Here is a 22,841-nt window from a genome sequence, read left to right as displayed (position 1 = left end):
TCGCGGCCACGGCCCGCGAGGCGGAGTCCGCGGGGCTGCGGACGGTCTTCAGCTACGACCACCTGTCTTGGCGCGACATGCGCGACGGCCCGTGGTTCAACGCGGTGCCGCTGCTGGCCGCCGCCGCCACGGCCACCTCCTCCGTGCGGCTGGGCACGCTCGTGGCGACCCCGAACTTCCGCCACCCCGTGACCTTCGCCTCGGAGGTCATGACGCTGGACCACCTCAGCGGCGGGCGCATCGAGCTGGGCGTGGGCGCCGGCACCTCCGCGCACGACGCGAGCGTGCTCGGGGCGGCGGCGCTGACCCCGGCGCAGCGCCAGCGCCGCTTCCAGGAGTGGACGCGGCTGCTGACCACGCTGCTGGGCCAGCGGGCCACCGACGTGCGCGGGGAGTACTACGCGGCCGTCGACGCGCGGACGATCCCCGGGCCCGTCCACGGCAGCGTGCCGCTGACGATCGCGGCGGCGGGGCCGCAGGGGATGCGCTTCGCGGCCCGCACGGCCGACACCTGGGTGACCTACGGCGACGCGGAACCCGCCGGGGACGCCGCGGTGCGCTTCACGGCCCCCGCGGGCCGCTTCGACGCGGTGGAGCGGGAGCTGGACCTGGGGCGCCGGGTGCGCCGCACGGCGCTGGTGGGGCTGGGGGAGGGGGCCGCCTTCGCCGACTACCCGCGCTTCGCCGCCGCGCTGGAGGCGGCCGGCTTCGACGAGGTCTGCGTGCACTGGCCGCGCCGGGACGGGCGGGGCGTGCCGGCGGCGCTGCTGCCGGCGGTCCTGGCGGCCCACGGGCTGGGCTGAGGAGGGGCCCAGGGCCCGGGGTCCGACGGTTCGAGGGCCGGGGGCGCTCGGGCGCGACCTGTGCGGCCGCGCCCGAACGCGTCCTAGAGGCTCAGGTCGACCGTCGCGAAGGAGTGCGGCGGCAGTTCGACCACGAGCACGTCCCCCTCGCGGCGGGCGCCGTCGAAGGGGGCGGGGGCGACCGCCGAGAGGTCCTCGGCGGTGTTGTGGGCCTGCGGGCGGTCCGCGGTGAGCAGCGTGGCGGCGCCGACCTGCCAGTCGCGACCGCGCAGCGCCAGGCGCACGGTGGCGGGCCGCTGGAGGTCGAGGTTGGTCAGCGACACCAGCGCCGAGCCGTCCCGCGAGCTGACCGACGTCGTCAGCGTGCGGTAGGAGCCGGTGCCGTCCTCGTGGCGGGCGTCCTCGGCCACGACCTGCACGGGGTGGCTGGTGGCGCCCTGGTGCCGGGCGTTCATCGCGAACACGTGGTACGTCGGCGTCAGGACGGCCGTGGGGCCGTCGGTGAGGACCACGGCCTGCAGGACGTTGACCGTCTGCGCGATGTTGGCCATGACCAGGCGGCGGGCGCTGGCGTGGAAGACGTCGAAGTGCAGCCCCGCCACCAGCGCGTCGCGCAGGGTGTTCTGCTGGAACAGGAACCCCGGGTTGGTGCCGGGCTCCACGTCCCACCAGGTGCCCCACTCGTCGCAGACCAGGCCGATGGTCGCCTCGGGGTCGTAGGCGTCCATGACCCGCACGTGCCCGCGGACGATGTCGTCGATGCGCCAGGCGTTGACCATGGTGCTGTGGTAGTGGTCGTCGCCGAACTCCGTCGCGGAGCCCTTGTGCTCCCAGTCGTCGGTGGCGTGCGTGTAGTAGTGGAACGACAGCGCCTGCCAGCTGTTGTGCTTGCGCGAGGTCACCGGCCCGCCGAGGGTGCTGATGGACTTCATCAGCGTCTCGGTCCAGGCGTAGTCGTCCCGGTTCGGGCCGGCCGCGATGCGGTACAGCTCGTTGCCGTCGTGGTTGCGGCAGTACGTCGCGAACTGCGCGGCGAGCAAGGCGTACTGCTCGGCGGTCATGTTGCCGCCGCAGCCCCACGACTCGTTGCCGATCCCCCAGAAGGGGACCTTCCACGGCTCGTCGTGGCCGTGCTCGCGGCGCAGCCGGGACATCGGGGCGTCGCCGGAGCGGGTGAGGTACTCCACCCAGTCGCTCATCTCCGCGACCGTGCCGGAGCCGACGTTGCCCGACACGTAGGGGTCGGCGCCCAGCAGCTCGCACAGCCGCATGAACTCGTGGCTGCCGAAGGAGTTGTCCTCGACGACGTCGCCCCAGTGGGTGTTGACCATCGACGGCCGCTCCTCGCGGGGGCCGACGCCGTTCATCCAGTGGTACTCGTCGGCGAAGCAGCCGCCGGGCCAGCGCAGGTTGGGGATGTCGATGGCCTTCAGGGCGGCGACGACGTCGTCGCGGATGCCCTCGGTGTTCGGCAGGTCGGAGTCCTCCCCGACCCAGAAGCCCTCGTAGATGCAGCGGCCCAGGTGCTCGGCGAAGTGCCCGTAGAGGTGGCGGCTGATGGTGGGGCCGGCGACGTCGAGGTCGACGACCCCCTCCAGCACGCCGTGCGTGGTGCCTGTCGGTGCGGTGGTCGGTGCGGTGGTCACGGTGCGGTCAGCCCTTCAGCCCGGTGCCGGCGACACCTTCGACGATGCGCCGCTGGAAGATCAGGAACAGGATCACCAGCGGCAGCGCGCCGAGGATCGTGGAGGCCTGGATGTCGGAGAAGCGCTGCCCGAAGGAGCCCTGGACGGTGGCCAGGCCGACCGGGATCGTCATGAGGTCCGGGTTGGAGAGCACGAACAGCGGCAGGATCAGGTTGTTCCAGACGCCCACGAAGGTGACGATCGCCATCGCGGACAGCACCGGCCGCGACAGCGGCATGACGACCGAGCGGTAGATCCGCCAGTTGGAGGCGCCGTCCAGGCGGGCGGCCTCCTCCAGCTCCTTGGGCAGGCCGTCGAAGAACTGCTTGAAGACGAACAGCGCGATGACGCTGGAGACCTGCGGGAAGATCACCGCCCAGTAGGTGTTGAGCAGCCCGACGGTGTTGAGCATCTGGAAGATCGGGATGATGAGCACGTCGGCCGGCACCATGATCCCGGCCAGCATGAGGACGAAGACGACGTTGCGGCCGCGGAAGCGCATCCGGGAGATCGCGAAGGCCGCCATCGAGGCGAAGACCACGACCAGCAGCGCGGACAGCGTCGAGGTGATGAAGCTGGCCAGGTACCAGTTCCACAGGTCGCCGCCGCCCAGCAGCGCGGAGTAGGACGCCAGCGTCGGGTTGACGTCCTCCAGGATCGCCTGGGTGCCCAGCGCGGAGACGGCGTTGGAGGTGAACGAGGTCTTGATCGCCCACAGGCTCGGCAGGAGCCAGATGACGGCGAAGACCACGAGGACCACGGCGGTGATCCGGTTGAAGGCCTTGCCGCCGTTGGTGGCGACCCGGGAGGGGCGGGCGGCCGGGGCGGCCGCGGAGACCCCGTTGCGGCGGTTGCGGGCCTGCGACCCGGTGGCGTCGGTGGTCGCCATGTCAGGCTCCCTTCTGCTGGGCGCGCTCGGCGACCTGCCGGATCACGGCGAAGACCACGATGACGACGAAGAGCATGAACGAGGCCGCCGCCGCTGCGCCGAGGCGGTAGTCGGTGAAGCCGACCTTGGTGATGAAGACGAGGGCGGTCTCCGTGCTGGTGCCCGGCCCGCCGCTGGTCATGAGGTAGACCTGGTCGAAGATCTTCAGGCTGGCGATGATCTGCAGCAGCAGGACCAGGGTGGTCGTGCGGCTGAGCATCGGGATCGTCAGGTGGCGGATCTGCTGCCACGGCGTCGCGCCGTCGATGGCGGCCGCCTCGTAGAGCTCGCGCGGGATGTCCTGCAGACCGGCCAGGTAGAGGATGAAGTTGAAGCCGATCGTCCACCAGATCGTGGCGATCGCGATGCCGACCATCGCCAGGCTCGGGGTGCCGAGCACGGGGGTGGGGGCGTCGGAGCCGAGCCACTTCTGCGCGGTGGCCCACAGGCCGGTGTCCGCGGTGAAGATGAACACCCAGATCAGCGAGATGGCCGCCGACGGCAGGATGAACGGGGTGAAGAAGGCCAGCCGCCAGAAGGTCTGCCCGCGGGGCATCCGGTTGGCCAGCACGGCGAAGACGAACGACAGGATGACCAGCGGCGGCACCGTGTACAGCGTGAACTGCAGCGTGTGCCACATCGAGGACCAGAAGTCCCGGGACTGCACCAGCGTCGAGTAGTTCTCCAGGCCGATGAAGTTGCCCAGCCCGTTCTTGACGATCGAGGCGTCGAAGAAGCTCGCCACGAACATGTAGACCGACGGGCCGAGCAGGAAGCACAGGTAGAAGAAGGCGAACGGGGCGATGAAGAGCCAGGCCGTCCGCTGTCCGCGCAGCGGCGGGCGCGCGTCTGCGCGCGGTGTGGTGGCGACGGCGGGCTGTGCGCCGACGGTGTGTGCGCTCATCGGTTCTCGTCTCCAGGAGCGGGGGAGGTCGGGGCGTTCACAGCGGGTTCGGCGTCTTGGCGTAGTTCTCCAGCGCCGAGCGGATGCTGGCGACGGCGTCCTCGGGCGTCGTGAGGCCCTGCTGGACGAGGCCGATGGTCGCGCCGGTCACGGTCTCGAAGTTCGACCCCGAGCCGGAGTACCAGGCCGGCGGGTCGTACGAGGCGTAGGAGGCGGCGTCGGCGTAGTTGGACTGCGGTTCGAGGCTCGCGTACTCGGGGCTCTCGAAGGTCGGCAGGTAGGTGGGGATGTGCCCGCCCTCGGCCCAGGTCATGCTCTGGTCGAGCAGCGACTTCACGAAGCCCATGGCGCGCTCGAGCTGCGCGTCGTCGCGCTCCATCTTCGGCAGGATGAAGGCGTGCGAGTCGGCGTGCGCGGCCGGGGTGTCGTACAGGGTCGGGAAGGCCACCATGCCGAAGTTCAGGCCCTCGATGCTCTGGGCGGTCGTGATCTCCCACTCGCCGTTCATGAAGAACGCCGACTTGCCCGTGAACATCAGCGTCTCGGCGCCCGGGGTGTCCACGGTCGCCGGCATGAGGCCCTTCTCGACCCAGCTGCGCATCGTCGCGAGCGTGTCGACCGCCAGCTCGTCGTTCATCGTCACCGACAGGCCCTCGTCGTCGATGAGCGGGGTGTTGCCCTCGCGCTGGCTGTAGACGGTGTTGAAGAAGCGCCAGTTGTTGGAGTCGTCGGCCACCGTGGCCGTCGTCGCGCCGAACCCGCCGGAGGCCTCCTTGCCCGCGGTGAGCGCGGCCTCCCACGCCTCCAGCCCCTCGATGGGCGCCAGCTCGCCGTCCGGGCCGAGCAGGCCCGCGGCCTGGCAGACGTCGGCGTTGAAGAAGAGCACCCACGGGTGGGTGTCCATGGGGATGGAGTAGACCTGGCCCTCGAACTGCGAGGCCTGCCAGGCGCGCTCGTTGAAGTCGGCGCTGGAGAGCCCGGCCAGCGCGAGCACGTCGTCGGTGATGGGCTCCAGCAGGCCCGCCGCGGCGAGGTTGGAGGCGCGCGTGAGGTGCGCGACGGCCACGTCCGGCGGCTTGTTGCCCAGCGTGGCCAGCGACACCTTGGTGTAGTACGGGTTGCCCCAGGCGAAGGTGGCCGCCTGCAGGGAGTCGCGGCTGCCCTGCTGCTCGCGGTACTCGTCGAGCATGAGCTGCAGGCGGGCGCCGTCGCCGCCGCCGAAGAGGTTCCAGAAGGTGACCGTGCCCGGGTTGAGCTGGGTGCCCGCCAGGCCGGCGGACAGGGCGCTGCCGCACCCGGACGTGGTGGCTGCCAGGCCGAGGCCGCCCGCGGCGAGACCGCCGCGCAGCAGCGATCGCCGGCTGAGGGCAGCCCTCGTCGTCGTCGTACGGGGTGTCGGGGGATGACTGTTCACTGCTGTCCGTCCCTGCCGTCGTTGGCGGTCGAGGTCACTGGTCGTGGCCCGGCTGGGCGGTGCAGGGGGGCAGGGGGGCTCGCAGGCCCCGGAACCGCTCCGTCCCGTCCAGTGGAGCGGGACGTTAGCACGCCGTTTGCAACGCTGCATAGGCTTCGGCGAACCGTTCCTTGCAACGATGCACGGGCGGTGGGGGCGGTGTTGCCCGCGCTCGGGGCCAGGGGGCAGAGTGAGGCCGGCCGCACCCCCCACGCGCCGGCACCGGAGCCGGCCACCGACAGGAGATCCCGTGCCCGACACCCCTTCCGCCGCCGCGACGAGCGCGCAGGCGCCCGGTGCGCAGCCGCGACCGGAGCACCCGCGCCCCTCGGTGGTGCGCCCCGACTGGCTGTGCCTGAACGGCCGCTGGGACTTCGAGGTCGACCGCGCCGACACCGGCCTGGAGCGCGGGCTGCTCCAGCGGCCCCTGGCGGGTTCCATCACGGTCCCCTTCGCGCCCGAGTCGCGGCTGTCCGGCGTGGAGGACACCGACTTCCTGCACGCCGTCTGGTACCGCCGCGAGGTGGAGCTGCCGGCCGCCTGGGCCGGCCGGCGCACCCTGCTGCACTTCGGCGCCGTCGACCACGAGGCGACGGTCTGGGTGGACGGCGAGGAGCTCGGCCGCCACCGCGGCGGCTTCACCCCCTTCACCGTCGACCTCGGCCACCGCACCGGCACCGTCACCGTCACCGTGCGCGCCCGCGACAGCCGCCACGAGCCCCAGGCCCGCGGCAAGCAGTCCACCCGGTACGACAACTACGAGTGCATGTACACCCGCACCACCGGCATCTGGCAGACCGTCTGGGCCGAGCCCGTCCCCGACGTCTCGCTGGCCCGCCCGCGCATCACCCCCGACGTGGCCGGCTCCGCCCTCCACCTGGAGCAGCCGCTGCGCCGCAGCGGCACCGGCGCGCTCGGCGACCGCGCCGGCTGGACGCTCACCGCCTCCGCGCGCGACGCGGCCGGGGAGGTCGCCACCGCCACCGTGCGCGCCGACCTCGACCTCGCCCCGCGCCTGGTGCTGGCGCTGCCGGCGGAGCGGGTGCGCCTGTGGGAGCCGGCCGACCCGCACCTGTACGACGTGACGATCACCCTGCGCGACGCCGCCGGGGAGGTCGTCGACGCCGTCGAGACCTACGCGGGGCTGCGCTCGGTGAGCATCGACGGCAAGGCCGTCCTGCTCAACGGCCGCCCGGTCTTCCAGCGGCTGGTCCTGGACCAGGGCTACTACCCCGACGGCCTCATGACCGCCCCCAGCGACGAGGCGCTCGTGCGCGACATCGAGCTGGCCCTGGCGGCGGGCTTCAACGGCGCCCGGCTGCACCAGAAGGTCTTCGAGGAGCGCTTCCTCTTCCACGCCGACCGGCTCGGCTACCTGTGCTGGGGCGAGTTCGGCGACTGGGGCGCGGTCGAGGAGGGCAGCAGTCGGCGCGGTGAGTACCAGCAGCCCACGGCGGGCTTCGTCACCGAGTGGCTGGAGGCGCTGGAGCGGGACTACTCCCACCCCTCGATCATCGGCTGGTGCGGCCTCAACGAGACCCACCAGCCGCTCACCGACCGCGGCCAGGTCCTCGACGACGTCACCCGGGCGATGTTCCTGGCGGCCAAGGCCATGGACACCTCCCGCCCCGTGCTGGACGCCTCCGGCTACTCCCACCGCGTCGCCGAGTCCGACGTGTGGGACTCGCACAACTACACCCAGGACCCCGCGGCGTTCGCCCGCCAGGTGGCCGGGCTGGCCGACGGCCGCCCGGACACCAACGTCGGCCGCGGCGGCGAGGCGTTCTCGCTGCCCTACGGCGGGCAGCCGTGGTTCTGCAGCGAGTTCGGCGGCATCTGGTGGCGCCCGGACACCGAGGCCAGCGACTCCTCGGTCGACCGGGGCGCCGAGTCCTCGTGGGGCTACGGCGAGCCCCCGCGCAGCGAGGAGGAGTTCCACCACCGCTTCGAGGGGCTGACCGGCGCCCTGCTCGGCGACCCGCTGATGTTCGGCTACTGCTACACCCAGCTCACCGACGTCTTCCAGGAGCAGAACGGCGTCTACTCCTTCGACCGCTCCGCCAAGCTCGACGTCGCCCGGGTCCGCGCCGCCCAGCAGCGCCCCGCGGCCATCGAGGAGGGCTGACCCGCCTCCCTCACGCAGGGTGAGGGCGACCACCCGGACGGCACCACCTGCGCGGTGGCTGTCGTGACAGCGCCCGCGCGACGACGTCTGAGGGGTGAGAACCCCCCGTCGCCTCCTCGCGCCCGTGCTGGCCGCGCTGGTCGCCCTGCCCTGCGCCGCCGTCGCCGCCGCCGCGCCGGCGGCCGCGGCGACGGTGCTGCCGCCCGTGGTCCCCGCGGCCACGCAGGAGCAGCAGATCCTCGACGGGCTCAACCGCGAGCGCGCGAAGGTGGGGGCGCCCCCGGTCGCCCTCGACCCGACGCTGGAGGCCGTCGCGCAGTCGTGGGCCGACGTCCTGGGCCAGGGCGACGGCATGAAGCACAACCCCGACCTGCCGCGGCTGCTGTCCGACTTCCCGTACTGGGGCGAGATCGTCGCCACGGCCGACATGGCCGAGCCCGACCGCTGGGGGCTGGAGAACGGCGACCTGGCCGTGAAGAGCTGGATGGGGTCCGCGCCGCACCGCGCGGTCCTGCAGGACGCCAAGTACTCCGGCGTGGGCGTCGGCCTCGTCTACACGGCCACCCGCTCGGGCGGCCGCGACGTCTGGCGCTCCTACTGGGTCGCCGACTTCGGCACCGCCCGGCGCACCCCGCTGGTCAGCCAGAACGCCGACGGCTCGCGCAGCTACGCCGGCGTCCCGGTCAAGGGCGCCCTGCTCGGCGCCTACGCCGCGGCCGGCGCCGAGACCGGGCCGCTGGGGCTGCCGCTGGCGCGCGAGGTCGGCCCGCTGGCTGGCGGCGGCTTCGGCCAGCACTTCGCCGGGGGCTCGGTCTACTGGAGCCCGGCGACCGGCGCGCAGCTCGTGCGCGGCGCGATCCGCGAGCGCTGGCAGGCGCTGGGCTGGGAGGGCTCCTGGCTGGGCTACCCGGTCGCCGCCGAGCTCGCCGTGCGCGGCGGCGTCGTGCAGCGCTTCCAGGGCGGCACGGTCTACTGGAGCCCGGCCACCGGCGCGCACGCGCTGCGCGGGGCGGTCCTGGACCGCTACGCCGCGAGCGGCTGGGAGAACGGCCCGCTGGGCTTCCCCACCACGGGCACCACCGCCCTGCCCGCGGGCTCCTACGCGCACTTCCAGCACGGCTCGGTCTACTCCAGCGCCGCGGGCACCCGCGTCGTGGCCGGCGCCGTCCGCGACGCCTGGGCGCGCAGCGGCTGGGAGGCCGGCTCCCTGGGCTACCCGACCTCGGAGGCGTTCGGCGGCCTGGCCGGCGGCGGCAGCGGCCAGCACTTCAGCGGCGGCTCGGTCTACACCAGCCCCGCCTCGGGCACGCACGTCGTGCCCGCCGCCGTCCGCGCGGCGTGGGCGGCGCGCGGCTGGGAGGCCGGCGCCCTCGGCTACCCCGTCGCCGGCGCCCGCGCGGTGGCCGGCGGGGTCCGCCAGGACTTCCTCGGCGGCAGCGTCACCGTGAGCGCCGGGAAGGCCGCCGTCGTGCTCAACCGCGTCGAGCGCTCCAGCCGCGCGCGCTGAGCCGGGGCCCACTAGGGTCCGCGCCATGGAGTACCGACGACTGGGAAGGTCGGGGCTGCGGGTCTCGACGATCACCATGGGGACGATGACGTTCGGCGGCAAGGGGGCCTTCGCGAACGTCGGCGCCACCGACGTCGCGCAGGCGCGCCGGCAGGTCGACCTCGCGCTGGAGGCGGGGGTCAACCTCTTCGACACCGCGGACATCTACTCCGACGGCGCCAGCGAGGAGATCACCGGCGAGGTCCTGCAGGGCCGCCGCGACGACGTCCTGATCGCGACCAAGGCCCGCATGACCACCGGGGAGGGCCCCAACGACGGCGGCGCCTCCCGCCACCACCTGGTGCGCTCGGTCGAGCGCAGCCTGCGGCGGCTGCGCACCGACCACGTCGACCTCTACCAGATCCACGAGTGGGACGGGCAGACGCCGCTGGAGGAGACGCTCGAGGCGCTGGACACCCTCGTGCGCAGCGGCAAGGTCCGCTACGTCGGCGCCTCCAACTACTCCGGCTGGCAGCTCATGAAGGCGCTCGCCGTCGCGGACGCCCGCGGCTACCAGCGCTACGTCTCCCAGCAGATCCACTACACCCTGCAGGCGCGCGACGCCGAGGACGAGCTCGTGCCGCTCACCCTCGACCAGGAGCTCGGCGTCCTCGTGTGGAGCCCGCTGGCCGGCGGGCTGCTGTCGGGCAAGTACCGGCGGGGCACCAGCGCGCCGGAGGGCTCGCGCCACCTCACCGACTGGAACGAGCCGCCCGTCCACGACGAGGACAAGCTCTACGACGTCGTCGACGTGCTCGTCGAGGTCGGCGGGGCCCACGGCGTCTCCGCCGCCCAGGTGGCGCTGGCCTGGCTGCTGGGCCGCCCCGGCGTCACCTCGCTGGTCGTCGGCGCCCGCACCGAGGAGCAGCTGAGCGACAACCTGGCCGCCGCCGACCTCGTCCTCGACGACGCCGAGCGCGCCCGGCTGGACGCGGTGAGCGCGGTGCCGCTGCGCTACCCGCACTGGCACCAGGCGGCCACGGCCAAGGACCGGCTGTCCGCCGCGGACCTGTCGCTGCTCGGCCCGCACCTGTGAGCGCCTCGTCCTAGGATCGCTCCCGGATCGCCCCGCCCAGACCTCGCTGCGCGAACCAGCACCCGCCGGACCGGCGGGGGAGGACCCACTGGAGGAAGCACGAGGATGCAGCACGCCACCCGAGCTGCGCAGGACCAGGACGAGCTGGAGACCCTGCGCACCGAGGTCGCCCAGCTGAGGACGGCCCTGTCGCGACGGCCCGTCATCGACATGGCCAAGGGAGCGATCATGGCGATCATGCACTGCGACGAGGACACGGCCTTCCGCCAGCTGTCCGCGGTCTCCCAGCAGCACAACGTCAAGCTCCACACCCTGGCCGGCGCCCTGCTGGGCGACCTGACCCGCGCGCCGGGCGCGCCGGGGGCGCCGGCCCCGCGGGCGGAGGCGGTCAGCGAGGCCGACCGCCTCGTGCAGCGGCACTGGACCCGTCGCTGACGTCCACCTCCTGCGCGAGGCGGACGTCCACCACCAGCGCGAGGTGGTCCGACAGCGGCAGCCGCCGCGCCCCGGAGCCGAGGACCTGCACGAGCCCGGGGCGCTGCTCGCCCACCAGGACGTGGTCGAGCTGGCGGGCCGGGGCGTGCGCGGGGAAGGTGTCGGCCTCCACCAGCGGGCGCATCCCGCTGGCGCGGCGCGCCCCCTCGACCTCGAGGTTGAGGTCGCCCATGAGCACCACCGGGCCCGGCGAGCGCCGCAGCGAGCGCGAGAGCCGGCGCAGCTGCCAGCTGCCCCAGCCCGGCAGGAAGGACAGGTGGGTCCCGGCGACGGTGACCGGATTGCCGGTGCCCGGGTCGGTGACGGTGGCGACCACCGCCACCCGCGGCTCGTCGCGCACCAGCTTCGGGCGGCGCTGGCCCGGGAAGAGCACGGGCACGGTCCACGACACGGTCGGCAGCCGCACGACCTGCCAGCTGGAGACCGGCAGCCGCGACAGCAGCGCGACCCCGTACGCCGCGGAGTCCGGCTGGTCGTCGCCGGTGGCCGCCATCCACGTCAGCCCCGGCGTGCCGTGCAGCGCCGCCACGAAGCGGTGCTCGCGCGCGCCCAGCGCCTCGGCCGCGACGGCCGTCAGGTCCGCGCAGGCGGAGCGCTGCTGGGCGCGGTCCACCTCCTGCAGGGCGACGACGTCCGCGTCGAGGCTGGCGACGGCCGCCGCGAAGCGGTCGACGTCCACCCGGTCGTCGTCGAGCGATCTGCCGTGCAGGATGTTGAAGGTGGCGAGGCGCACCCCCCCAGGGTGCCCCGCCGTGAGGGAGGGAGCACGGTGAGCGTCGACGCGGGCGTGAACGCCACCCGGACCACGCCGGAGCAGCGGCGGACGGCGCTCAAGCGCGTCGCCGTCGCCCTGAAGGGCTCGGGGGTCCCCTTCGCCCTGGCCGGCGGGTACGCCGCCTGGGTGCACGGCGCCCCGGAGCCGGTGCACGACGTCGACTTCGACGTGCGCCCGCAGGACGCCGAGCGGGTCGCCGAGCACCTGCGCGAGCAGGGCTTCACCGTCGAGCAGCCGCCGGAGGACTGGCTGTTCAAGGTCCTCAGCGACGGCGTGCTCGTCGACGTGCTGCACCGCGGCGGCGGGCTGCCCGTCGACGACGCGCTGCTGGCGCGCGCGGCCGTCGTGGAGGTGCTGTCGGTGGAGATGCCGGTCATCGCGCCCACCGACGTCGTCGCGCACAAGCTGTGCGCCTTCGACGAGCACACCTGCGACTTCGCCCCCGCCCTGCGCGTGACCCGCAGCATCCGCGAGTCCGTCGACTGGGACGAGGTGCGCGAGCGCACCGCGGGCCGCCCCTTCGCGGAGGCGTTCCTGCACCTGCTGGGCCTGCTGGACGTCGTGCCCCCGGCGCGGGGCGCGGGAGGGGACCCGCAGCGGGCGACGGAGCGGGCCGGCTAGGGGGAGGGGACGGGGGAGCGCCCGCCCCCGGCGGCGGCCACCTCGTCGACGACCTCCTGCGCCACCTCGCGCAACCGCCGCCGGCGGCCGCGGGCCAGCGCCCGCAGCCGGGCGAACGCCTCGTCCGGGGGGACGCCGTGGCGCTCGGCGAGGACGCCCTTGGCCTGCTCGATCACCACGCGGCTGTCCAGGGCCTCCTGCAGCTGCTCCTGCAGCCGGCGTCCCGCCGCCACGTCCTGCAGCTGGGTGATGCCGACGGCGCCGAAGGCGGCCAGGGAGCGCGCGACGTCGGCCTCCACGCGCGTCAGCGCGCCCGGCGCGTCCCGGAAGACGTTGAGCGTGCCGATCGTGCGCTCGCCGACCACCAGCGGGAAGCTGTGCGCGGCGACGACGCCCGCGCGCTCGGCCTGCTCGGCGAAGCGCGGCCAGCGCCGCCGCAGGTCCGCGAGGTCGGGGGAGGTCGTGGGCCGGCCGCTGCGGAAGCCGTCCAGGCAGGGACCCTGCTCGTCGCGCAGCTGGAAGAGCTCCAGCACCCGCGCCCGCCCGTCGGTGGCGGCCAGGACCTCCGGGGAGCCGTCGGCGCCCTCGACGAGCAGGGCCGCTGCGCTCGCCGACAGCAGGTGCGCGCAGTGCCGCACGAGCCGGTGCGCGAGGTCGAGCGGTTCGCCGTGCTCGGCCAGGACGAGGGCGACGTCCGAGACGGCGGCGGCCACGGCGTCGGCGGCGAGGTCCACGCTGCTCCTGTCCACGGGCGGGGGGTGCCCCACCGAGACTGCCAGCTCGCGCGCGCGGGCGCGCGGGCGCCCGGTGGGGTCGTGGTCGGCCCGCCCGGTGGTGTCGTGGTCGGCCCGCCCGGTGGTGTCGTGGTCGGCCCGCCCGGTGGGGTCGTGGTCGGCCCGCCCGGCCGGGACGGGCGGGTCAGCCGAGGAAGGTGGCCGGGTCCGGCCCGCTGCGCCGGGGCAGGCTCCGTCCCGGCCGGCAGCGCTGCTCCAGGCTGCGCACCAGCTCGGCGTTGCGGGTCAGGTCGGCGTCCGGCGCGTCTTCGGCCAGCAGCCGCCAGCGCTGCTCGTACGCGCGGTGGAGCGACTCCAGCGGCTCCTCGCGCAGGTCGAGGACGGCGCTGGCCGACGGGTGCGCGGGTGCGGTGTGCGTGCTCACGGGTACCTCGCCCTCCGGGGGGACCGGCCCGCTGCGCTGCGGGGCACCTCCGATCGCACCACCGGCGCGCACCCGCGGCAACCCGTGCGTGTCGGCCGCCCGGGGTGACGGCGGGCCGGGCTGACGGCGGGCCGGCCCGCCGGTTAGCGTCGGAGCGTGCACGGTGCGTCGCCGTGCCGTGGACGGAGGGTGGACGGAGCACCGTGGCGGAGCATCGACCGGCGCCGGCGGGCCCGGCGCGGCGCCGGGACCCGCAGGGCCCGCTGGCGCGGCTGCGGGCGGCGACGGCGCAGGCGCACGAGCGGCTGGACTCCTCGATCGCCGTGCTGGAGCGCCCCTGGGGCGTGCGGGAGCACCAGCGCTGGCTGGAGCTGACGTGGGGCCTGCTCGCCCCGCTGGAGCGGGGGCTGGCCGCCCACGCCGCCACCGATCCGGGGATGCTCGACGTCGGGCAGCGCGCCCGCGCCGACCTCGCGCTGGCCGACCTCGCCGCCCTCGGCGTCGGCCCGGAGCGGACGGGCGCCCTGCGGGAGTGCCCGCACGTGCCGGTGCCGCGCGAGCGGGCCGCGGCGCTCGGGGTCTGCTACGTGCTGGACGGGTCCACGCTCGGCGGCAGGCTCATCGCCGACGCCGTCGTGCGCGCCGGGGTGCCGGCGGCGGCCACCCGCTCGCTGACCGGCCGCGAGGGGGCCGGGCGGCGCTGGCGGGAGACCACGGCCGCCGTCGACGCCGCCGGGCCGCAGGCCGTGGAGGCCATGGCCGCGGCCGCCACCGCCACCTTCACCGCCTACGAGCGCTGGCTGGCCCCGCTGGGGACCCCCGCGCGCTGACGGGCGGGGCGCCGGTCGGGCAGCATGGGCCGGTGCCGTCCGTGCCCGGTGCCGAGCTGGCCCGCCGCTACCACGACGAGGTCGTCGCGCCGCTGCTGCGCGCCGCGCTGCCCGGCCTGCCGCACGCCGCCGCCCGCCTGGGCAGCGGCTCGGACGTCCTCGGCCTCGACGACGCCACCTCCACCGACCACGACTGGGGGTTGCGGCTGACGCTGCTGGTGGACGCCGGGCGCGTGGGCGAGGTGGACGCGCTGCTGGAGCGCGAGCTGCCCGAGCGCTTCGCCGGCCACCCGGTGCGCTTCGCCACGACGTGGGACCCGCGGGTGCGCCAGCGCGCGGAGGTCGCCGCGCTGGAGGGCTTCGCCGCCTCCCGCCTGGGCCTGGAGGTCACCCGGGACTGGGAGCCCGCCGACTGGCTGGCGCTGACGGGGCAGTCGGTGCTGGAGCTGGTCGCCGGCCCGGTGTTCGCCGACACCGACGGCCGGCTGGGCGCGCTGCGCGAGCGGCTGCGCTGGTACCCCGCGGACGTGTGGCGGTACCTGGTGGCCTGCTGCTGGCAGCAGCTGGGGCAGGAGCTGCCGTTCGTGGCCCGCACCGGCCAGCGCGGGGACGACCTGGGCTCCCGGCTGCTCACCGCGCGCCTGGTGGCCGTCGCGGTGCACCTGGGCTTCCTGCTGGACCGGCGCTGGCCGCCCTACCCCAAGTGGCGCGGCACGCTCTTCGCGAGGCTGCCGTCGGCGACGGCGCTGCCCGCGCTCGGGGCCGCGCTCGCGGCGGGCGACTGGCGCACCCGCCAGGAGCGGCTGTGCGCGGCGCTGGAGCTGCTGCTGGAGCACCAGGCGCGGGCCGGGCTGCCGGCGGTGGGGCCGGCGACCGAGCCCTTCCACGCCCGGCCCGCCCGCTCGGTGCCGCAGGCCCTGCTCGACGCGCTCACCGGCGCGGTGGGCGACGAGCGGGTGCGCGCCCTGCCGCTCGGGGTCGGCTCGGTGGAGCAGTGGGTGGACGCCGTCGACGTGCTCGTCGACGGCGAGCGGCGCCTGCGCGCCGCGCGGGCCGTGCAGCGCTGAGGCCGCTGAGGCGCTGAGGCCGCTGAGGCGCTGAGGCGCTGAGGCCGCTGAGGCGCTGAGGCCGCTGAGGCGCTGAGGCCGCTGAGGCCGCTGGGCGCCGGGTCAGCGCGGCGGGGGCGCCGTCGAGCCGCGGACGACGAGCTCGGTGGCGAGCTCGACGTGGTGGGAGTCCAGCGCCTCCCCGCCCGCCATGCGCAGCACGGTGCGCAGCGCGACCCGGCCCATCTCGCGCAGCGGCTGGCGGATCGTGGTCAGCGGGGGAGCGGCCATCGCGGCGAGGTCGGTGTCGTCGAAGCCCGTGACCGACAGGTCGTCGGGGATGCGCAGGCCCTCGACGCGGGCGGCCTCCATGATGCCGAGCGCGATGGCGTCGCAGCCGCCGACGACGGCGGTGGGGCGCTGGGGCAGCGCCAGCAGCCGGGCGCCGAGGCGGCGCCCGACGTCGTAGTGGAAGCCCTCGTTGAGGACGTGCTCCTCGTGCGGCACCAGGCCGGCGGACTCCATGGCCGCGCGGTAGCCGTGCAGGCGCGCCTGGTTGCAGGAGGCGCCCGGCGGGCCGCCCACGTAGGCGATCTGGCGGTGGCCCAGCTGCAGCAGGTGCTGGGTGGCGCTCACGCCCCCGTTGAAGTTGGTGGAGCCGACGCTGGTCACCTCGGTGCGCGGCAGGTTGAGCGGGTCGATGACCACCAGCGGCAGGCGCACCGCGGCGAGGGCGTCGACGTGCGCGGCGGTCAGCTCGCCGGTGACGACGATCACGCCCGTGCGCCCGGCGGCGGCCATCGTGCGCGCCCAGGTGCGCGGGGTCGAGGGCAGGCGGTGGCTGCGGGAGTCGCGCAGCAGGCCGACGACGACGGCCGCGCCGGAGTCCCCGGCGGCCTCGACGACGCCGTCGACCACCTGGGTGGCGTAGGCGGAGAAGTCGCCGTCGATGAGGAACTCCACCGTGTGCGAGAGCGCGGTGGCCCGGCGCGCCGACGGCGGCGTGTAGTCGTGGCGGGCGAGCAGGTCCTCGACGAGGGCGCGCGTGTCGGCGGCCACGTCGTCGCGGCCGTTGACGACCTTGGAGACGGTGGCCACGGACACGCCGGCGCTGGCGGCGATCGTGGCCAGCGTCGTCTTGTCCCGTGGACGGGCGGGGCGGTCCAGCACGGGTCCTCCTCGACTCGGTGGTGACGCGACTGTAGGGCCAGCGGGGCCCCCGCACCAGCACTTTCCGAAAGTTTTCGAGGAGCGGTCGGGGCGACGAACCGTTGACGTGCAAGGGCAGCGCCCCCTCAGGTCACGATCTGGTGTTCCGCTTGACCTCGTCGTCCACCGGATCCTATGGTCCTCCGCAGACGAAGCGGTCGAAAGCTTTTCGGTCCGCGTTCGGCACCGGCCCGCCGGGTCCGGTGAGTGGAGCAGCCGCGAGGACGCGGCTCGGTACAACGGAGATCAGAGTGGATCAGAACCGCACTTCCCGTCGGTCCTTCCTCGCCCTCGCCGGCGCCACCCCCCTCGTCGCGACCGTGCTCGCCTCGTGCGGGGGCTCGAACGGCCCGGGTCAGGCCAGCTCCGACGAGGCCAGCAACTGGATCCTCACGGGCCAGCCCAAGGAGGGCATCCGACAGGGCGCCGTCGACGACTGGAACGAGGCGCACTCGGACCAGAAGATCGTCACCAGCGCCTTCCAGAACGACGCCTACAAGGCCAAGATCAAGACCGCCATCGGCGCCGGCCAGGCCCCGACGATCATCTTCGGCTGGGGCGGCGGCACGCTGCGCAACTACGCCGAGTCCGGCCTGGTCGACGACCTGACCCCGTGGCTGCAGGAGAACCCCGAGGTCAAGGAGCGCCTCTTCGACGCCGCCTTCGCCGCCGGCACCGTCGAGGACAAGGTCTACGGCCTGCCGACCGAGACCGTGCAGCCGCTGGTCCTCTTCTACAACAAGAAGCTCTTCGAGCAGGTCGGCGCGCAGCCGCCCGCCACCTGGGACGAGCTCATGGCCCTGGTGCCGGTCTTCAACGCCGCCGGCATCGCCCCGATCTCCCTGGGCGGGCAGTCGCGCTGGACGAACATGATGTGGCTGGAGCTGCTCTTCGACCGCATCGGCGGCCCCGAGCTGTTCGAGTCCATCTACAACGGCACCCCGGCCTGGACCGACCCGGCCGCGATCGACGCCCTCACCAAGGTGCAGGACCTCGTCAAGGCCGACGGCTTCATCAAGGGCTTCGCCTCCATCACGGCCGACTCCAACGCCGACCAGGCGCTGCTGTACACCGACAAGGCCGCCATGATGCTGCACGGCACCTGGACCTACGGCGGCATGAAGACCGACGGCGGCGACTTCGTCTCCAGCGGCAACCTCGGGTACATGAACTTCCCGGCCGTGACCGGCGGCAAGGGCGACCCGATGAACACCTTCGGCAACCCCGCGCAGTACGTGTCGATCTCCTCCAAGGCCACCCAGGCCCAGAAGGACATCGCGCTGGCCTTCTTCAAGGACGGCCTGCTGCAGGAGAAGGAGGCCGAGGCCTACATCAACGAGGCCGGCGAGGTCCCGATCGTCAAGGGCATCGACGCCAAGTTCGCGGGCCTCGAGGACGAGGAGTGGCTGAAGTTCACCTACGACCTCGCCACCAACGCGCCGTCCTTCGCGCAGTCCTGGGACCAGGCGCTCTCGCCGACCGAGGCCGAGACGCTGCTGGACAACATCGAGAAGCTCTTCGGCCTGGCGATCACCCCGCAGCAGTTCGCCGAGAACATGAACGCGGCGATCGGCTCGTGAGCACGTCCGTGAGGACGGCGCCCAGCTCCGTCCCGGCCAAGGTCCCTGCGGCGGCCCACACGTCGACGGGACGGCTGGGGTGGCTGGTGCTGCCGGCGCTGATCATCTTCGTCGCCTTCGCCGTGGTCCCGCTGATCGGGGTGTTCGTCCTCAGCTTCACCTCCTGGGACGGCATCGGGGCCATCTCCTTCACCGGGCTCACGAGCTGGACCGCCGTGCTCACGGACCCCGGTCTCCCGCACGCGCTGTGGGTGACGTTCCTGGTGATCGTGCTGTCCTGGATCGCCCAGACGCCGCTGTCGATCCTGCTGGGCGTCTTCATCTCCGGCCACCAGAAGTACCGGGCGCTGCTGGCGGTCCTGTTCTTCCTGCCCCTGCTGCTGTCGGCGGCCGCGGTCTCCATCGCCTACAAGGCCCTGCTCGACCCGAACTTCGGCCTCGGCCCGGGGCTGAACCTGGGCTTCCTGACCCAGGACTGGCTGGGCCGCCCGGCGCTGGCCATGGGCGTCGTGATCTTCATCATCGCCTGGCAGTGGATCCCGTTCCACTCGCTGATCTACCAAGGCGCCATCCGGCAGATCCCCGTCTCGATGTACGAGGCGTCCCAGCTCGACGGCGCCGGCCGGGTGCGGCAGTTCTTCTCCATCACGCTGCCGCAGCTGAAGAACACGATGATCACGTCCTCCACCCTCATGATCGTCGGGTCGCTCACCACGTTCGACCTGATCTTCGTCCTCACCCAGGGCGGCCCGAACGACGCGACCCGCGTCCTCGCCCTGGACATGTACCTGACCGGCTTCCGGGCCAACCAGATGGGTCTGGCCTCGGCCATCGCGGTGATCCTCGTGGTCGTCGGCCTCATCCTGGCCCAGCTGCTGCAGCGCATCGGCGGCAAGGACCGCAACTCCCAGCTGGAAGGGGCCTGACCGATGGCCACGCAAGCCACCGCCAAGCCCGCAGCCCGGGCCGGCCGGCAGAGCTCCTCCGGTTCCCGTCGCAGCTCCACCGAGCGCAAGAACTGGCTCGGCGGCGCCTTCGGCTGGCTCTGGCTCCTGGTCGTGCTGATCCCGATCTACTGGATCGTCATCACGAGCTTCAAGAGCTCCGCCGGCTACTTCGGCACCAACCCGCTGCTCCCGTCGTCCACGCCGACGCTGGACAACTACAAGCTGGTGCTCGAGAACGACTTCGCGCGCTACTTCATGAACTCCGTCATCGTGACGATCGGCGCGACCGTCCCCGCGGTCCTCGTCTCCTTCATGGCGGCCTTCGCCATCGTCCGCGGTGCGGGCCGGTGGCTGAAGGCGGTCAACGCCCTGTTCCTCATGGGCCTGGCCATCCCGCTGCAGGCGACGATCATCCCGATCTACCTGATCATCATCAGGGGCGGGCTGTACAACACGCTCGGCGCCCTGATCCTGCCCTCGATCGCCTTCGCGATCCCGCTGACGGTGCTCATCCTCTCGAACTTCGTCCGCGACGTCCCGAACGAGCTGTTCGAGGCCATGCGCATGGACGGTTCCAGCGAGTGGGGCACCATGTGGCGGCTCGCGTTCCCGCTGACCCGCCCCGCGCTGGTCACGGTCACGATCTACCAGGGCCTGCAGATCTGGAACGGGTTCCTGCTCCCGCTCATCCTGACCGACCGGGCGGACCTGCGCGTGCTGCCGCTGGCGCTGTGGACCTTCCAGGGCCAGTACAGCGTCAACATCCCGGCCGTCCTGGCCTCGGTCGTGCTCACCACGCTGCCCATCCTCGTGCTCTACGTCGTGGGTCGCCGTCAGCTCCTCTCCGGTCTCACCGCCGGCTTCTCCAAGTGATCGGAAGGTTCACCCCGTGACGCGCCAGGCTCTCGTCGTCCGCGGCGGCTGGGACGGGCACATGCCCGTCGAGGCCACCGACCTGTTCATCCCGCACCTGGAGGCCAACGGCTTCACGGTGCGCGTCGAGGACGTCGTGGACACCCCGAAGGTGTACGCCGACGCCGAGGTCATGGCCTCGGTGGACCTCGTCGTGCAGTGCAACACGATGAACACCATCGAGAAGGCCGAGTTCGAGGGCCTGCGCGCGGCCGTCGAGGCCGGCACCGGCCTCGCCGGCTGGCACGGCGGCATCGCCGACTCCTACCGCAACAACTCCGACTACCTCACCCTGATCGGCGGCCAGTTCGGCTGCCACCCGGGCAAGGCCCCGGAGGAGCGGACCGGCGGTCAGCCGGACAACTACGTGCCCTACACCGTGAACATGCTCCCGGCCGCCGCGGAGCACCCCATCACGGCGGGCATCGAGGACTTCGACCTCGTCACCGAGCAGTACTGGGTGCTGTCCGACGACTACGTCGACGTCCTGGCCACGACCACCCAGGCCGTGCGCGCCTGGGACCCGTGGAACCGCCCCGTCACCTCCCCGGCGATCTGGACGCGCCAGTGGGGCGAGGGCAGGATCTTCGTCGCCACGCCCGGCCACAACGTCGAGGTCCTGCAGGACACCAACGTCAAGACCATCATCGAGAGGGGTCTGCTGTGGGCAGCCCGCTGAAGGTCGGCGTCGTCGGCGCCGGTGTCATCTCGGCGCAGTACTCGGAGTCGCTGAAGCGGCTGCCGCAGCTGCAGATCACCGCCGTCAGCGACTTCGTGCCCGAGCGGGCGCAGGCGCTGGCCGACGAGCACGGTGCGCGGGCGCTGCCGCTGGAGCAGCTGCTGGCCGCCGACGACGTCGACGTGGTCCTCAACCTCACGCTGCCGCGCACCCACGCCGAGGTCGCGCTGCAGGCGCTGGCGGCCGGCAAGCACGTCTACGGCGAGAAGCCGCTGGCCCTGGACGTCGCCGAGGGCCGCGAGGTCGTCAAGGCCGCGGCCGCGGCCGGCCTGCGCGTCGGCTGCGCCCCCGACACCGTCCTGGGCACCGGGGTGCAGACCGCCCGCGCGCTCGTGGACGCCGGCGAGATCGGCACCCCGCACTCGGCCACGGCGTTCATGACCACCCCCGGGCACGAGCGCTGGCACCCGCAGCCGGACTTCTACTACCAGCCCGGCGGCGGCCCGCTGCTGGACATGGGGCCGTACTACCTGACCTCGCTGGTGCACCTGCTGGGCCCGGTCACCCGGGTCGTGGGCGCCTCCGGCCGGCCCTCGCAGGAGCGCACCATCGGCTCCGGCCCGCGGGCGGGGGAGTCCTTCCCGGTCACCATCGACACCCACGTCACCGGCATCCTCGAGCACGCCTCCGGGGCGATCTCGACGCTGGTGATGAGCTTCGACACCTGGGCCGCGCGCCTGCCGCGCATCGAGGTCCACGGCACCGGCGGCTCGATCTCCGTGCCGGACCCGAACATGTTCGAGGGCGCGGTCGAGCTGTACTCGGCGGCCACCGCGCCGGCGCCCGGCCCGGACGCGGACCTGGAGGCCAACTGGAAGGACGTCGGCGTGCGCGCCGGCTACGTGGGCTCCGGCCGCGGCTACGGCCTGGCCGACCTGGCGCTCGCCGTGGAGGCGGGCCGGCGCCACCGCGCCGACGACGAGACCGCGCTGCACGTGCTCGACATCATGGAGTCGGTGCAGCGCGCGGCGGACTCGCGCACCTCGGTGGAGCTGACGACCACGTGCGAGCGCCCCGAGGCGATCGCCGAGCCCGTCGACCTCACCGCCTGAGCGGCCCACCGCCGCACCGCACGACCCGACCCCGCGGTCGGGGCCCCCTCGGGGGTCCCGACCGCGGGGTTCGTCGTCCCCGGCCCGTCGTCCTCGGGGCGGTGCGCCTCAGCCCTCCAGCAGGCACAGGCAGAACGGGTGGCCCGCGGGATCGGTGTAGACGCGGAACGTCGGGTGCTCCGCGGAGTCGTCGACGAGCGTGGCGCCCAGCTGCAGCGCCAGCTGCTCGGTGCCCTCGTAGGCGGCCACGTCCAGGTCCAGGTGCAGCTGCTGCGGCACCTGCCCGACCGGCCACGTCGGCGGCACGTGGTCGGGGGCCAGCTGGAAGCCCAGGCTGCCGCCGTCGCCGCGCACGCTCACCCAGTCGTCCTCGCTGCGCACCACCTCCCAGCCGAGCAGGCGCGCGTAGAAGTCCGCGAGCCCGTGCGGGTCGGCCGTGTCGAGCACGGTCATGCCGAAGCGGATGCCGGTGTCAGCCACGCACCGAGACTGGCGCGCGCGCTGCCAGGCTGTCCAGGGTGCGCACCTCACGTCCGGCCGCTGCGGGACGTCAGCAGGGTGTGAGGCACGGTGCGGGACAGGACGCGGGGCTCGCCCCCTTCGAAGCGGTCGTCGCCGAGCACGGGGCGACCGTGCTGCGGGTCTGCCGCGCCGTCGTCGGCCCCGACGCGGCCGACGACGCCTGGTCGGAGACCTTCCTCGCCGCGCTGCGGGCCTACCCGCGGCTGCCGGCCGGCAGCGACGTGCGGGCCTGGCTGGTGACCATCGCCCACCGCAAGGCCGTCGACGCCCACCGCGCCGCCCGCCGCCGGGCGCTGCCCACCGACCTGCTGCCCGAGCGCAGCTCGGGCGAGCACCCCGGCGACGGCCGCGCCGACCTCTGGGAGGCCGTCGCGGCCCTGCCCGAGCGCCAGCGCCTGTGCGTGGCCTACCACCACCTCGCCGGGCTGCCCCACGCCGACGTCGCAGCCCTCGTCGGCGGCACCCCCGCCGCCGC

Annotated in this window: 23 protein-coding genes; 14 read left to right on the top strand and 9 right to left on the bottom strand. The window is 73.8% G+C overall.

Features of this window, described 5'->3' with window-relative positions:
• Nucleotides 1-803: LLM class flavin-dependent oxidoreductase (locus GTQ99_RS05285; RefSeq protein WP_166614693.1), on the top strand; the 803-nt coding region annotated here is incomplete at its 5' end.
• 83 nt (nucleotides 804-886) lie between these two features.
• Here GTQ99_RS05285 and GTQ99_RS05280 read toward each other — a convergent pair.
• The 4 genes from GTQ99_RS05280 to GTQ99_RS05265 are packed head-to-tail and all read right to left on the bottom strand — an operon-like array spanning nucleotide 887 to nucleotide 5,734.
• A complete protein-coding gene (locus GTQ99_RS05280) occupies nucleotides 887-2,449 on the bottom strand; it encodes an alpha-N-arabinofuranosidase (protein WP_338074745.1) in 1,563 nt (520 codons plus the stop codon).
• A 7-nt stretch (nucleotides 2,450-2,456) separates the two neighbouring features.
• Nucleotides 2,457-3,377 carry a carbohydrate ABC transporter permease gene (locus GTQ99_RS05275; protein WP_166614692.1) on the bottom strand — a complete coding sequence of 307 codons (921 nt, stop codon included), beginning with the start codon at nucleotides 3,375-3,377 and terminating at the stop codon, nucleotides 2,457-2,459.
• A gap of 1 nt (nucleotide 3,378) precedes the next feature.
• Nucleotides 3,379-4,320, bottom strand: coding sequence for a carbohydrate ABC transporter permease (locus GTQ99_RS05270; protein WP_166614691.1), 942 nt, complete (start codon nucleotides 4,318-4,320; stop codon nucleotides 3,379-3,381).
• Between the two features lie 37 nt (nucleotides 4,321-4,357).
• Nucleotides 4,358-5,734, bottom strand: a complete 1,377-nt coding sequence (locus GTQ99_RS05265) for an extracellular solute-binding protein (protein ID WP_166614690.1) — start codon at nucleotides 5,732-5,734, stop codon at nucleotides 4,358-4,360.
• A 289-nt stretch (nucleotides 5,735-6,023) separates the two neighbouring features.
• Between GTQ99_RS05265 and GTQ99_RS05260 the strand changes: the two genes are divergently transcribed.
• From GTQ99_RS05260 to GTQ99_RS05245, 4 genes are all read left to right on the top strand, one after another.
• Nucleotides 6,024-7,898, top strand: coding sequence for a glycoside hydrolase family 2 protein (locus tag GTQ99_RS05260; protein ID WP_338074744.1), 1,875 nt, complete (start codon nucleotides 6,024-6,026; stop codon nucleotides 7,896-7,898).
• A gap of 94 nt (nucleotides 7,899-7,992) precedes the next feature.
• Entirely contained in the window at nucleotides 7,993-9,405 is a 1,413-nt protein-coding gene (locus GTQ99_RS05255) for a CAP domain-containing protein (RefSeq protein ID WP_166614688.1), read from the top strand.
• A gap of 25 nt (nucleotides 9,406-9,430) precedes the next feature.
• A complete protein-coding gene (locus GTQ99_RS05250; RefSeq protein ID WP_166614687.1) occupies nucleotides 9,431-10,480 on the top strand; it encodes an aldo/keto reductase in 1,050 nt (349 codons plus the stop codon).
• A gap of 105 nt (nucleotides 10,481-10,585) precedes the next feature.
• Nucleotides 10,586-10,915 carry an ANTAR domain-containing protein gene (locus tag GTQ99_RS05245; RefSeq protein WP_166614686.1) on the top strand — a complete coding sequence of 110 codons (330 nt, stop codon included), beginning with the start codon at nucleotides 10,586-10,588 and terminating at the stop codon, nucleotides 10,913-10,915.
• Here the strand turns inward: GTQ99_RS05245 and GTQ99_RS05240 are convergent.
• Entirely contained in the window at nucleotides 10,869-11,708 is an 840-nt protein-coding gene (locus GTQ99_RS05240) for an endonuclease/exonuclease/phosphatase family protein (RefSeq protein ID WP_166614685.1), read from the bottom strand. The two genes, GTQ99_RS05245 and GTQ99_RS05240, sit on opposite strands and share 47 nt — an antisense overlap.
• A gap of 36 nt (nucleotides 11,709-11,744) precedes the next feature.
• Between GTQ99_RS05240 and GTQ99_RS05235 the strand changes: the two genes are divergently transcribed.
• On the top strand, nucleotides 11,745-12,371 hold the full coding sequence (locus GTQ99_RS05235; RefSeq protein WP_338074743.1) for a nucleotidyltransferase: 627 nt from the start codon (nucleotides 11,745-11,747) through the stop codon (nucleotides 12,369-12,371).
• On the opposite strand, the gene GTQ99_RS05230 is transcribed toward GTQ99_RS05235, so the two are convergent.
• Together GTQ99_RS05230 and GTQ99_RS05225 are read right to left on the bottom strand one after the other, a co-directional pair.
• Nucleotides 12,368-13,120 (bottom strand): ANTAR domain-containing protein, encoded by a 753-nt coding sequence (locus GTQ99_RS05230; RefSeq protein ID WP_166614684.1) that lies wholly within the window; start codon nucleotides 13,118-13,120, stop codon nucleotides 12,368-12,370. The two genes, GTQ99_RS05235 and GTQ99_RS05230, sit on opposite strands and share 4 nt — an antisense overlap.
• A gap of 169 nt (nucleotides 13,121-13,289) precedes the next feature.
• A complete protein-coding gene (locus tag GTQ99_RS05225) occupies nucleotides 13,290-13,529 on the bottom strand; it encodes a hypothetical protein (RefSeq protein WP_166614683.1) in 240 nt (79 codons plus the stop codon).
• Between the two features lie 203 nt (nucleotides 13,530-13,732).
• Here GTQ99_RS05225 and GTQ99_RS05220 point away from each other — a divergent pair, with 203 nt between their 5' ends.
• Both GTQ99_RS05220 and GTQ99_RS05215 read left to right on the top strand, forming a co-directional pair.
• On the top strand, nucleotides 13,733-14,359 hold the full coding sequence (locus tag GTQ99_RS05220) for a biliverdin-producing heme oxygenase (RefSeq protein ID WP_166614682.1): 627 nt from the start codon (nucleotides 13,733-13,735) through the stop codon (nucleotides 14,357-14,359).
• A 32-nt stretch (nucleotides 14,360-14,391) separates the two neighbouring features.
• Nucleotides 14,392-15,426: a DUF4037 domain-containing protein gene (locus GTQ99_RS05215; RefSeq protein WP_205706828.1), complete on the top strand. Its 1,035-nt coding sequence runs from the start codon at nucleotides 14,392-14,394 to the stop codon at nucleotides 15,424-15,426.
• Nucleotides 15,427-15,528: 102 nt separating this feature from the next.
• Here GTQ99_RS05215 and GTQ99_RS05210 read toward each other — a convergent pair whose 3' ends face one another.
• A complete protein-coding gene (locus GTQ99_RS05210; RefSeq protein WP_338074742.1) occupies nucleotides 15,529-16,575 on the bottom strand; it encodes a LacI family DNA-binding transcriptional regulator in 1,047 nt (348 codons plus the stop codon).
• A 290-nt stretch (nucleotides 16,576-16,865) separates the two neighbouring features.
• On the opposite strand from GTQ99_RS05210, the gene GTQ99_RS05205 reads away from it, so the two are divergent.
• The 5 genes from GTQ99_RS05205 (at nucleotide 16,866) to GTQ99_RS05185 (ending at nucleotide 21,844) form a co-directional block, all read left to right on the top strand.
• Nucleotides 16,866-18,194: an extracellular solute-binding protein gene (locus tag GTQ99_RS05205; protein ID WP_166614681.1), complete on the top strand. Its 1,329-nt coding sequence runs from the start codon at nucleotides 16,866-16,868 to the stop codon at nucleotides 18,192-18,194.
• 8 nt (nucleotides 18,195-18,202) lie between these two features.
• Nucleotides 18,203-19,120, top strand: coding sequence for a carbohydrate ABC transporter permease (locus tag GTQ99_RS05200; RefSeq protein ID WP_420814513.1), 918 nt, complete (start codon nucleotides 18,203-18,205; stop codon nucleotides 19,118-19,120).
• Nucleotides 19,121-19,123: 3 nt separating this feature from the next.
• Nucleotides 19,124-20,014 carry a carbohydrate ABC transporter permease gene (locus GTQ99_RS05195; protein ID WP_166614680.1) on the top strand — a complete coding sequence of 297 codons (891 nt, stop codon included), beginning with the start codon at nucleotides 19,124-19,126 and terminating at the stop codon, nucleotides 20,012-20,014.
• Between the two features lie 61 nt (nucleotides 20,015-20,075).
• Nucleotides 20,076-20,732, top strand: a complete 657-nt coding sequence (locus tag GTQ99_RS05190; protein WP_205706830.1) for a ThuA domain-containing protein — start codon at nucleotides 20,076-20,078, stop codon at nucleotides 20,730-20,732.
• A complete protein-coding gene (locus tag GTQ99_RS05185) occupies nucleotides 20,717-21,844 on the top strand; it encodes a Gfo/Idh/MocA family protein (RefSeq protein WP_166614678.1) in 1,128 nt (375 codons plus the stop codon). Before GTQ99_RS05190 ends, GTQ99_RS05185 begins: the two co-directional genes overlap by 16 nt.
• A 108-nt stretch (nucleotides 21,845-21,952) precedes the next feature.
• On the opposite strand, the gene GTQ99_RS05180 is transcribed toward GTQ99_RS05185, so the two are convergent.
• A complete protein-coding gene (locus tag GTQ99_RS05180; RefSeq protein WP_338074740.1) occupies nucleotides 21,953-22,324 on the bottom strand; it encodes a VOC family protein in 372 nt (123 codons plus the stop codon).
• A gap of 80 nt (nucleotides 22,325-22,404) precedes the next feature.
• On the opposite strand from GTQ99_RS05180, the gene GTQ99_RS05175 reads away from it, so the two are divergent.
• Nucleotides 22,405-22,841, top strand: a 437-nt coding sequence (locus tag GTQ99_RS05175) for a sigma-70 family RNA polymerase sigma factor (protein ID WP_166614677.1), incomplete at its 3' end; no start/stop codon positions are given.

The organism is Kineococcus vitellinus (assembly GCF_009906315.1).
GTDB classification, from domain to species: Bacteria; Actinomycetota; Actinomycetes; order Actinomycetales; family Kineococcaceae; genus Kineococcus; species Kineococcus vitellinus.
Note: the sequence above shows the minus strand (reverse complement) of the source record. Positions and strands in the feature narration are given on the sequence as shown.